The 10,849-nt window shown below is 41.1% G+C and carries 10 protein-coding genes; 8 read left to right on the top strand and 2 right to left on the bottom strand.

All coding sequences use genetic code 11. The annotated features are described in order from the left end of the window. Both L877_RS0106120 and L877_RS0106125 read left to right on the top strand, forming a co-directional pair. Positions 1–268: integrase core domain-containing protein (locus L877_RS0106120; RefSeq protein ID WP_026835328.1), on the top strand; the 268-nt coding region annotated here is incomplete at its 5' end. Positions 269–430: 162 nt separating this feature from the next. Continuing rightward, positions 431–724 (top strand): hypothetical protein, encoded by a 294-nt coding sequence (locus tag L877_RS0106125; RefSeq protein WP_026835329.1) that lies wholly within the window; start codon positions 431–433, stop codon positions 722–724. A 151-nt stretch (positions 725–875) separates the two neighbouring features. Here L877_RS0106125 and L877_RS0106130 read toward each other — a convergent pair whose 3' ends face one another. Beyond that, positions 876–3,563, bottom strand: coding sequence for a YfhO family protein (locus L877_RS0106130; RefSeq protein ID WP_026835330.1), 2,688 nt, complete (start codon positions 3,561–3,563; stop codon positions 876–878). A 219-nt stretch (positions 3,564–3,782) separates the two neighbouring features. Here L877_RS0106130 and L877_RS0106135 point away from each other — a divergent pair, with 219 nt between their 5' ends. The 6 genes from L877_RS0106135 (at position 3,783) to L877_RS0106160 (ending at position 9,729) form a co-directional block, all read left to right on the top strand. Beyond that, positions 3,783–4,826, top strand: a complete 1,044-nt coding sequence (locus L877_RS0106135; protein ID WP_034785241.1) for a sulfate ABC transporter substrate-binding protein — start codon at positions 3,783–3,785, stop codon at positions 4,824–4,826. Between the two features lie 78 nt (positions 4,827–4,904). Then, positions 4,905–5,753 (top strand): sulfate ABC transporter permease subunit CysT, encoded by an 849-nt coding sequence (gene cysT, locus L877_RS0106140; RefSeq protein WP_026835332.1) that lies wholly within the window; start codon positions 4,905–4,907, stop codon positions 5,751–5,753. A 10-nt stretch (positions 5,754–5,763) separates the two neighbouring features. Continuing rightward, positions 5,764–6,627: a sulfate ABC transporter permease gene (locus L877_RS0106145; RefSeq protein WP_034785243.1), complete on the top strand. Its 864-nt coding sequence runs from the start codon at positions 5,764–5,766 to the stop codon at positions 6,625–6,627. A gap of 4 nt (positions 6,628–6,631) precedes the next feature. After that, positions 6,632–7,741 carry a sulfate/molybdate ABC transporter ATP-binding protein gene (locus L877_RS12410; RefSeq protein ID WP_051437713.1) on the top strand — a complete coding sequence of 370 codons (1,110 nt, stop codon included), beginning with the start codon at positions 6,632–6,634 and terminating at the stop codon, positions 7,739–7,741. A gap of 24 nt (positions 7,742–7,765) precedes the next feature. Next, complete coding sequence (locus tag L877_RS0106155) at positions 7,766–8,842, top strand: LacI family DNA-binding transcriptional regulator (RefSeq protein ID WP_026835334.1); 1,077 nt, start codon at positions 7,766–7,768, stop codon at positions 8,840–8,842. A gap of 14 nt (positions 8,843–8,856) precedes the next feature. Further along, the gene (locus L877_RS0106160; RefSeq protein ID WP_026835335.1) at positions 8,857–9,729 is read left to right on the top strand and encodes a patatin-like phospholipase family protein; all 873 of its coding nucleotides are present in this window, start codon (positions 8,857–8,859) and stop codon (positions 9,727–9,729) included. Here the strand turns inward: L877_RS0106160 and L877_RS12415 are convergent. Continuing rightward, positions 9,695–10,564 carry a prephenate dehydrogenase gene (locus L877_RS12415; RefSeq protein WP_051437714.1) on the bottom strand — a complete coding sequence of 290 codons (870 nt, stop codon included), beginning with the start codon at positions 10,562–10,564 and terminating at the stop codon, positions 9,695–9,697. The two genes, L877_RS0106160 and L877_RS12415, sit on opposite strands and share 35 nt — an antisense overlap. Positions 10,565–10,849 lie beyond the last annotated feature (285 nt).

Consider the following 10,849-nt stretch of genomic DNA (forward strand, 5'->3'; position numbering starts at 1 on the left):
AAAATGCGGCGTAGTTCAAAGTATGAATAGTGACGGTGGTCGCTGTCATGATAATGCTCGATGCGAGAGTATGTGGGCAAGGTTCAAAACGGAGCTTCTCTACGATAGATATGATACCAAATCTATGACTGTCAAAGAGTTAAAAACAGTTATCTGGAGGTACTTCATGTCCTATTGGAACAACCGAAGGATCTGCTCTGCTAACGGAGGACTCCCTCCTGCAGCTAAACGCAGGAAATACTATGATTCACAGCCCGTTGCGGCATAGTGATAAATTTTCCCAAAGAAATCTGCCAACCAATATTGACAATTTCAGTTTGCCAAGGTCAAATATAAAGCCAAGAAGAAGAGTTTTGAGGTAAAGTGCACAAACTATAATTCTGCATGGCTTGTTGTTGGATACTCAACCAAAAAAGATAGAAGTGATGAAGTGAAAATCGATGTAAGCTATCCTAATAAGAAGACTAGTGCATATAAAAATATAGGTGCGAAAGAAACTAAGATTAAAGTTTCGGGAGCATATAAGAAATTTAAGAAAACCTTTAAGGCTAAACAAAAATACAAGAAAAACTGGATTAAGGTGACAGTTCCTAAACTGAAGTCTGGCAAGAAGTATTATGTAAGACTAAAGCAGCGAGCAACCACTTCGTTAGCGGACGATGGAGGAACAAAGGAAGATGGAGAAAGCATCTGGTTTGGCCATAAGACGATTAAGGTTAAGTAGAATAATTAATATTTTGGTATTTAGCAAGTATATAAAAACCTTCTGGATTTAGTTCCAGAAGGTTTTTTGCGACCAAACTCCGCCGTATAGAACCAACACAATACGGATGAAAACCCCAAAGTGAGAATTTCATCCGTATTTCAAGTCGGAGTTAGTTTAATTGTTGATAATCCGTCAGATCGCACCATCCAGGAATCACATACATAATTATTATAAATGCTACAAATGCCGCAACAAGTACAACAAAAGCAATTAGACCAAGGGCGTTCATGATTTTCTCTGTCTTGTCTTCAGGTATCATCTTTTTCCTAAAGAGTATTGTGAACAATGTGACAATTATCAAGGCGATGATTGATAGAACAGCACCCACGCCTCGGCCAGGTGAACTGAAGTCAAGTCGTACTTCGCCGTTGTTATCAGTAACCGGAATGCTTATCATGCCGTCTATTGATTTCACATCAACCTTTTTCCCGTTTACAGTGCATGTCCAACCTTCCTCATACTTGATAGGGAGGAAAAGGTTTCCTGTCTTCTTATCTTTATATGAGAAGGATAAGCCCGTGCATCCTCGTTTAAGGTCGGATACCTTTGGACTTGCATTCTTTATTACATCCATTTGTTGAAGAAAATAGTCGTAGTCCATGACGCCTAGATGGATATACTGTTGGTTTCCACCAAATGCAATTTGTGCTTTGGTATTATTAAAACATCCAAGGCAGACAAGTTTATTGCAGAAATCAGTAGGATATGTGTCGATTTCCTTGTTTGCCGAATTAGGGAATTGAACATTTTCTCCGTTGACATTGACGACTACCGGATCATTTCCCTGGTTTGTAGCATAGAAATAGAGCACTTTTCTGGATGAGGTAGCATCGAGAGTGTAGGTGTTATTTACAATATTCGATGTAACATCTGTTATAAGCGGTGTCCCAGAACCTGTAAAAGCAGAGAAAAGTGCATTTTGCGTCGTAAATATTCCGCCACCTGCTTCCAACTTATCAACATTTATTCCCTTGACAAAAGGAAGTTCAAAATTACTTTTATAAAGTGTTATATCGGTTTTATTGGCGGCAATATCTTCAACTGCTGTATACATATCAGAACTCATCTCATCTGCTGACATATAATATTTTGTATTGAAGAGTGCATCAGTAAATGCTGTTCCACCGGTATCTACAAGTTGGGTCCAGTTTGTTGAATATCCCAGACTTGCAAATGTCGGTTGAATAGTCTCGCTGATTACATGCCAATAATTGGATATGGACTCCGTGCCGGTTACAAGAGAGTGCTCCAGCAAGTCAACCTGATAATCGACATTTTTTATTCTTTCGAAATCTTTGATATCTGTTTTCATGTGTTTTCCAACGGCATTAGTATTTTTTAGGTGGATTGGATTGAAGTATTCGTAGGTGTCCTTGTTCAATGCATATGAGACAATTGTAGTAAAGCATAACTGCGCACAAAGCACGACATATGCTGCCTTTCTAAATTTCTTTATAAACAGAATAATCAAGAAAACTACAAGTGTAGAAAGTTCGACGATCATCAAAATTCCACCGTCACCCTTTTCTACATAAGTAGAGCTTTCTGTATATTTATTATAAATATTCTTAAAAACGAATGCACCGATAATGATGCATGCACCTCCGATGACACCCCAAGGAAGATCCTTTTTCTTGAAGAAACTTCCAAAGTCTTCACGGTCTCTGGAGAGAGCGACAGCACCATCAATTAATGCAAATGATACAGCAAAGACAAATCTTACAGGCCACATGGCTCTACTTCCGCCGTGCCACAAAAGCTCTGTGGCGGATATGAGAACGGAAAGAATCATGAGAATGACAACTAGGAGAACATCTTTGTGTTTATTGATGATTCGCAGAATATTTTTCTTGCTTGTAATAAGGAAATAAGCAATGGCGGCGAGGGGGAGAGATGTGTTGACTACAAGTCTTGTGAGAGTCAACTTGTTGCCCTCGTCCCACTTGGAGCCAAGGACTGCTTTATATATTTCCATAAATGTTCCGGAATTGGTTCGCGGAGTATTTTGGATGCAAAGTAGTGCTGGAATTGTGAAAACTGCGCTTAGCATCAAGGCGAATATTACACTGAGGCCGATGCGGATAGAGGCAGCTTTTTTGGTGGAAAAGTCATATTTTCCAAGAACAATCTTGCTGGCAGAGGCCAAGAATACGAAGACGAGGGTGATGCATCCCATGTATACGTTTATGGCCATTGACAACGCGAGAGCAAGAGTGAAGAATAGCGATTTCTTTTCCTTTATTATCTTGTCCACACCGATCATGATGAGTGGAAGCATGAATGCAGCGTCCATAACCATAATGATTTGGAAGTGAACAAGTGATGCTGCACCAAAGGCATAGCAAATGGCACCGAGAACGCGGATGCTACTTTTGGCACCGGTTCTCTTAATATAGTAGTACATTGCAAAGGCAATGCTAATCATTTTTAATATGATGAGAATATTGACAAAATTACAAATATTATACTTTGGCGTGAGATAGAGGAACAGGTTCAAGGGACTTAGAAGTGCTCCAAGACTTGCTGCACCGGATATGTTCATGCCGAAACCGGTATTCCATGTGAAGAACGGGCTGGCTTTGAAATGCAAAACATCCCATACGTAGTACATTCCTGCGGGAATTGTCTGTTGAGTCATGTCTCCGCGAGATATGGTCTCCTTGCCGAAGGGATAAATGCCATAGACCGCATAGACGCTTAGGACTACCAAAGCGATGAAAGCGGCTATAATTGCTAGATCGACCGGTGATTCGCCGTAGATAAACCTTTGTATTCTCTTTGTTAACTTGTCTTTCATTTATACTCTCCTTGAATCATTGATTTCGTGTAAAACACTAAAGAAAATTATACTATATATAAGATGTAATGTCAAAAAACCAAGCGTGAAAACGTTTGCACAAAAAAGCTGTTGACAATTGTAGAACAATCCCTTATAATACCTATTGGAAATACAAAAGTATGTATTTTACGCATATATATTAGATGAAAACGTTTGCAAACATATGGAGGGTAAAAAATGTTTAACTTAAAACAGATGAAGCGAATCGGTGCGATGATTCTCGTTGGAACTCTTGCTGTCGGAAGCATGACAGCGTGTGGTAAGAGTGGAGAAGAGAAGAAGGCTGCAGATGGAAAGGTGAGGATCACTAATGTTTCCTATGATCCTACAAGAGAGTTGTACCAGGAGTACAACAAGAAGTTTGCAGAGTATTATAAGAAGGAAAAGGGCAAAGATGTTGAGATTGTTCAGTCTCACGGTGGTTCAGGAGGACAGGCTCGTTCAGTTGTTGAGGGAGCTGAGGCAGATGTAGTAACACTTGCACTTGCACATGATATCACGCTTGTGGAGCAGGCTGGATTGATTGAGCCGGGTTGGCTTGGGGAGTTCGATAAGAATTCATCACCATATACATCCACAATTGTTTTCCTTGTAAGAAAGGGAAATGCCAAGGGAATCAAAGACTGGGATGATCTTATCAAAGATGGTGTACAGATTATCACTCCGGACCCTAAGAGCAGTGGTGGCGCATGCTGGAACTTCCTTGCTGCTTGGCAGTTCGCCAAGGAGAAGTTTGGCGGAGACGAGGCAAAGATTAAGGATTTCGTCAAGAAGATATATGACAATGTAACTGTTATGGATTCAGGTGCCAGAGGCTCAACAACAACATTCGTTGAAAATGGTCAGGGAGATGTTCTTCTCGCATGGGAGAACGAGGCGATTGCAACTGTCAAGGAATATCCTAATGACTATGAGATTATCTCTCCAAGTATCAGTATTCTCGCTCAGCCAAGTGTGGCAATTGTGGATGAGAATGCCAAGAAGGATGGTGTGACAGAAGTTGCCAAGGATTATCTCAACTATCTCTATACAGATGATGCACAGAAGATAATTGGAGATAATGGCTATCGTCCATCCAACGAAGAGATCCTCAAGAACTACAAGGATGTATTTAACCTTGACATGAAATTATGTACAATCGATGATTTTGGCGGTTGGGACAAAGCATATGAGACTTTCTTCCAGGATGGAAAAATCTTTGATGAGATTCACAGTAAGTAACTAATATATCTGCAGGCCTATGAAAATGGTCTGCAGATTTTGTGCGTTTAAAATAAGCATTACAGAGGTGCAAAAAAATTGAGTAAAAAGATTAAGAAGTACAGTGGAAAACGTGTAATTCCCGGATTTGGCTTGACACTTGGAATCACTATCGCCATGTTGTCAATTTTGATAATAATCCCCCTTGGGTCGGTGCTTGCCAATGCATTTAAAACTACGCCTGGGGAGTTTTGGGAGACAGTTTCCACTCCCGCAGTTTTAAGCGCTTTTGGCGTGAGTATTCTATATGCGTTTATCGCAGCGGTTATTAATTGCATATTCGGACTCATAACTGCATGGGTTTTGGTTAGATATGATTTTCCGGGGAAGAGGATTCTCGATGGCCTTATTGAGCTTCCTTTTGCTCTTCCTACAGCAGTTGCGGGAATCACTTTGTCAAAGCTCTACTCAACAACGGGAGAGTTTGGTGAGCCTTTGGCTAAGTTTGGAATCAAGGTGAGCTATACTCAGCTTGGATTGCTTGTTGCACTTATCTTTATCGGAATACCTTTTGTAGTCAGAGCTATTCAGCCGGTGCTTGAGAAGTTTGATGGGCAGTTTGAGGAAGCTTCATATATATTGGGAGCCAGTCCTGTCAGAACATTTTGCAAAGTCATCCTTCCGGAGCTCAGACCTGCACTACTCACGGGATTTGGACTTGCTTTTGCCAGGGGAATCGGAGAGTATGGAAGTGTTATTTATATCTCAGGTAACAGCGAAAAAGACCACACACAGGTGGTATCTTATATAATCATGCAGAAGCTTAATTATCTTGATTATAAAGGGGCTACAAGTGTGGCATTGGTACTTTTGATTATATCTTTTATCCTGCTTTTACTTATCAATATCATACAGGTGAAACAGGCTAGAAGAACCAATAATTGTTAGGAGGATGATCATGAAAAAAACAGGTGAAAATAAGGCCACAAAGGTCATCTTAATAACTATAACAGTTGTATTTATATGTCTTATGTTGGTTGTTCCACTGATATCCGTTATCAGAAATTCGCTTAAGGAAGGATTTGATTTTTACTTTGAGTCCATCACAACAGACTACGTGATTTCAGCCCTTGTGGTCACATTAATAGCGACTGTAATCACTGTTTTTGTCAATACTGCTTTTGGTCTCATAGCGTCCTGGGCATTGACTAAATTCTCATTTAAGGGCAAGCAATTCCTGGCGACACTTATTGATATTCCATTTTCAGTATCGCCGGTAATAGCAGGATTGTCATACATTATGACCTTCGGAAGAATGGGATGGGCAGCCCCTATAATAGACTCAATTAATGAGACTTTTGGAACGGATATTAAGATTGTATTTGCCTTACCGGGCGTGGTGTTGGCAACTATATTCGTAACGTTTCCATTTGTTTCCAGGGAGTTGATACCTGTGCTAAATGCTCAGGGAACAGATGAAGAGGAAGCAGCTGCTCTCATGGGAGCAAAGGGCTTTACCATATTTAGGAAGATTACTTTCCCACACATAAAGTGGGCACTTATCTATGGAATTATTCTCTGTGCAGCAAGGGCGCTGGGTGAGTTTGGTGCGGTAAATGCACTCTCAAAGACTAGGGGAGTAACCTTTACACTTCCTCTGGAAATCGATGCCCTTTATCTTGCGGGATCTACAGAGGCTATTACGGCGTCGTTTGCAGTTTCGTCGATTCTTGTGATTATTGCAGTAGTTGTATTGATTCTTCGGAACATTTTCGAGTATCGTGCCAAGAAAAATATGGAGATAGAAAGCGAAGAAAGGTGATATTATGTATATAGAGTTAAAGAATATTAATAAGACTTTTGGGGATTTTAAGGCCTCGGATAATGTGAGTTTTGGAATAGAAAAGGGGAGTCTTGTGGCACTTCTCGGTCCCAGCGGAAGTGGAAAAACGACCATTCTCAGGATGATTGCGGGGCTTGAGACGCCTGATTCAGGTGATATTATCATCAACGGCGATCGAGTTAACGATGTATCGCCTTCAGATAGGGGAATCGGGTTTGTTTTCCAGAGCTATGCCTTATTCAGATATATGACTGTTTATCAGAATATCGCCTTTGGTCTTGAAATCAAGAAGATGCCTAAAAAGCAAATTAGGGAGCGCGTGGACGAACTTCTCGAACTCACCGGTTTGAAGGGTATGGAGAAGAGATATCCCAACCAACTTTCCGGTGGACAGCGACAGAGAGTGGCATTTGCCAGGGCGCTGGCGCCAAATCCCAAGGTTCTTTTGTTAGACGAGCCGTTTGCTGCTATCGATGCAAAGGTTAGGCAGGAACTTCGAAGTTGGCTTCGAGAGATGATTTACAAGGTTGGAATTACAAGTATATTTGTGACACACGATCAGGACGAGGCTGTGGAAGTGGCTGACCAGATTATTGTCACCAATAGGGGAAGAGTAGAGCAGATTGGCAGTCCGAAGAAGATTTACAAAACGCCAGAAACTCCGTTTGTGTCGGAGTTTATCGGGCAGTCTACATTTGTAGAAGATTACTATAAGCTTCACGGCTTTGAGAAGGGAGATTATAAGGGTGCCATTATTAGGCCGGAGTTTGTTGAGGCATTTAAGACAGATAATGAGCGCTTCAAGGATGTGATAGGATGCTCTGAAGAAGGTGTAATTACAGACATTATGTTCCGTGGAAATAGCCTTGAAATAAGGCTCAATGTCAACGGAATTATCCTCACAACCCACAGATCTCTCGAAAGAAGACCTGTGGAAATAGGCGAAAAGATGCGGGTAATTATCTATAGAATGTTTGCAATTACTGAAGACAAAGCGTATCTATTAGAGAACAAGGAACTCATCGAAAATGACGTTCATAACGTTCATCTTGAGTCATATCTATACAGTACTGACGGGTATTTTGTGGTATAAAATCTCGTGGATTAGGAGGAGTTTATGTCAATTAAGAGAATTGCCGAGATGACCGGAACATCTATCTCAACTGTGTCTCGAGTGCTAAATAATCCGGAATACAAGTGCTCTTCGGAGGAGCTAAAGAAGAAAATTTGGGACGCGGCCAGAAGAATCAACTATGTTCCCAATGCCTCGGCCAGGAGCCTCAAAATGGGGAAAAATATTCCGACAGAGACGAGCCAAATCAAAGTAGGAGCTCTAATTACTCGGGTTGATGTAGAAAAGACGGATCCGTTTTTCATGGAATTGACATATTCAATCGAGAAGGCACTCTTGGAAAAAGCGTGCAAACTCGAGAAAATCTGGTATAATTCAGCTTTCTCTGACGACAAAAACATCAGTGATATAGACATGGATACAATTGTGGCGGAGATGAGGGAAGAGTGCCCGGATATTCAAGGGCTCATTGTTGTTGGAAAATGCAATATAGACGCCATGGCCATCCTCAGGGATAGATTTGGAGATATCATTGCCATCAGCAGAAACTCAAGCAACTTTCTTGTCGATGAAGTTATCTGTGACGGAAGGAAACTTGCCATGCAGGCTATCGATTATCTGGTTGGCCTGGGACATAAGAAGATAGGCTATGTGGGGCCGTGCTTTAACGAAGTTAGGTATCACGGTTATCTCGAGACTATGAAAGCTCACAATATCGAACCCCAGTTGGGCTATGTGATGGATTGTTTTCAGAGTGAAGAAGATGGATATAGAGTAATGGGTGAGATTTCTGAGGTGGACGACAGGCCATCGGCCATTTATACCGCCAATGACATCATTGCATTGGGCATGATAAGATATCTCAAGGAGCACAAGAAAAGCGGATATGCTCCATCGATTATCTCAAGTGATGGAATCACAAGGGCAGAAAAGTCCAATCCTAGGCTCACAACTGTCAAAATCCCTAAAAATGACATGGCGAGCTTGGCAGTTTCTCTATTGCTTGATAGAATAGAAAAGGGTCATGAAAATGTCACGAAGCTAGAGATGCTAGGCAATTTGGAAGTGGGAGAGAGTTGCTATACTATTCATGAGGATAATTGGTACGGAGTTTGGAATTAAGAAAAGGAGAAGCTATGTCAAATACAGAGAAGACTGGAATCGTCATGGAAGGTGGAGGCTTGCGGGCTATTTTCACTGTTGGAATCCTTGATGTATTAATGGAAAATGATATTTATGTGGACGGGGCAGTGGGAGTATCTGCCGGAGCCTGCTTTGGTTGTAATTATAAGTCGAAGCAGATTGGCCGAGGACTAAGATACAATCTTGCTTTTTGCGATGACAAGAGATACAGCGGCCTCGAGTCCTTCTTGAAAAGCGGAGATGCTTTTAATGCTGATTTTTGCTACAATCAGATACCGAATAAGTTTGATCCCTTTGATTACAAGGCATTCAAGGAGAATCCTATGGAATTTTATATGGTCTGCACGGATGTTCTGACAGGAAAAGCAGTATACAAGAAAGCAGATGAGATGAATCCCTCAAATTTGGAGTGGATGCGAGGTTCTGCCACGATTCCCCTTGCCGGCCGAATCGTTAGAGTCGATGGAAGAAAACTCCTAGATGGCGGTGTGTCAGACTCGATTCCTCTGAAATTTATGATTAATAGGGGATACAAGAAAAATATAGTGATTAAGACTCAACCTGATGGATATGTAAAAAAGAAGAACCGTTTTACACCGCTTGTGAGATATGTCTACAAGCAGTATCCGGCTCTTGTTCGTGCGGTTGCAAATCGTCATAAAATGTACAACGAAACCCTTGACTATATCGTAGACATGGAGAAGGAAGGGCGTTGCCTTGTCCTTGCTCCGGATGCTGAACTCGGAATAGGAAATATGGAGAAGGACCCTGAAAATGTTCTCCGAGGCTACCTCCACGGAAGAGAGGTAGCAAGCAGAAACCTAGATGTCATCAAAAAGTATCTCGGTATTCCTTTGATTTCTTGAAGAAATCGTATATTGCTTTTTCATCGTCCTCATCGAGCATTTTTTTAAATGCCTCAAGTTGGCCGATGTAACTATTCATAAATTCAATGATGCAATCTTTGTTGGATAGCACTATGCTCTGCCACATTTCTGGTGAGGATGCTGCTATCCTTGTCATATCTCGAAAACCGCCGGCCGCAAACTGCTTCATGTATTGTTGCTCATTGTCATTATCCTGAACTGTATTCACAAGAGCGTAGGACAAGACGTGTGGCACATGGCTAATAGCTGCTGCTGCCATATCGTGATCACCGGGCTCTAATACAAATGCCCTGCATTTGCAACAATCGATGATTTCTTTCATGGTATCAATAAAAAACTCTGGAGTTTTCCCAGTCGGTGTAAGCAGGTAAAATGCTCCGGTGAGGATATCGACGCTTGAGTTTTCATAACCTGTTTTCTCCGTCCCGGCCATGGGATGACCGCCTATGAAATTTTCTTCCATGCCAAGTTCTGTTACAGCGGCATGAATATTGGACTTGACGCTTCCTACATCAGTTATTATGCAATCGGGCTTGATAATGTTCTTGAGTTTGGCAAGATACTCGACATTGATTCGCACAGGGGCACAGAGAAATATAATGTCACAATCTCCAAAGCCATCTTCTATGCTCTTTTCTAATCTAGAAATCACACCATCTTCCAAAGCCTGCTTTAATCCCGGCTTCACATCCGGATATCTGTTGTTGTATGCAATAATCTCAGTGGATGGGGATGCTTTCTTGATGCATCTTGCCACACAGCCACCGATAAGTCCCAAACCAATAAAACCAATTTTTTTATTCTCTATAATCATTCTAGCACATCCTTTTTTTTCGTGGTTTACACACCTTTTTATATTATACTCTTTTTTTATTCAAAAGAAAAGTGGTTGTTTATTTTGGTTATTTATGTTATAATGATGGACATAGATGAAAAAGGTTTTGTTTAAATTGCACAGGAGATCGTTAATACCGTAACCGTGAGCAGTTGGTAAGGAAAAAGGTATGAAGTATGAAAAAAGGAAATCTGGTTTTATTTGTGTACGAAAATTTTCATAGCATACTTTGGAAGTATGATAAATTCATGGAGTGGTATTATC

This window comes from Eubacterium xylanophilum ATCC 35991 (assembly GCF_000518685.1).
Taxonomy (GTDB): Bacteria; Bacillota; Clostridia; order Lachnospirales; family Lachnospiraceae; genus Eubacterium_F; species Eubacterium_F xylanophilum.

Coding starts and splice junctions, on each gene's coding strand:
- L877_RS0106130 (WP_026835330.1), bottom strand. CDS start 3,563: ATGAAAGACAAGTTAACAAAGAGAATACAAAGGTTTATCTACGGCGAA.
- L877_RS0106160 (WP_026835335.1), top strand. CDS start 8,857: ATGTCAAATACAGAGAAGACTGGAATCGTCATGGAAGGTGGAGGCTTG.
- L877_RS0106155 (WP_026835334.1), top strand. CDS start 7,766: ATGTCAATTAAGAGAATTGCCGAGATGACCGGAACATCTATCTCAACT.
- L877_RS0106145 (WP_034785243.1), top strand. CDS start 5,764: ATGAAAAAAACAGGTGAAAATAAGGCCACAAAGGTCATCTTAATAACT.
- L877_RS0106135 (WP_034785241.1), top strand. CDS start 3,783: ATGTTTAACTTAAAACAGATGAAGCGAATCGGTGCGATGATTCTCGTT.
- L877_RS12415 (WP_051437714.1), bottom strand. CDS start 10,564: ATGATTATAGAGAATAAAAAAATTGGTTTTATTGGTTTGGGACTTATC.
- L877_RS12410 (WP_051437713.1), top strand. CDS start 6,632: ATGTATATAGAGTTAAAGAATATTAATAAGACTTTTGGGGATTTTAAG.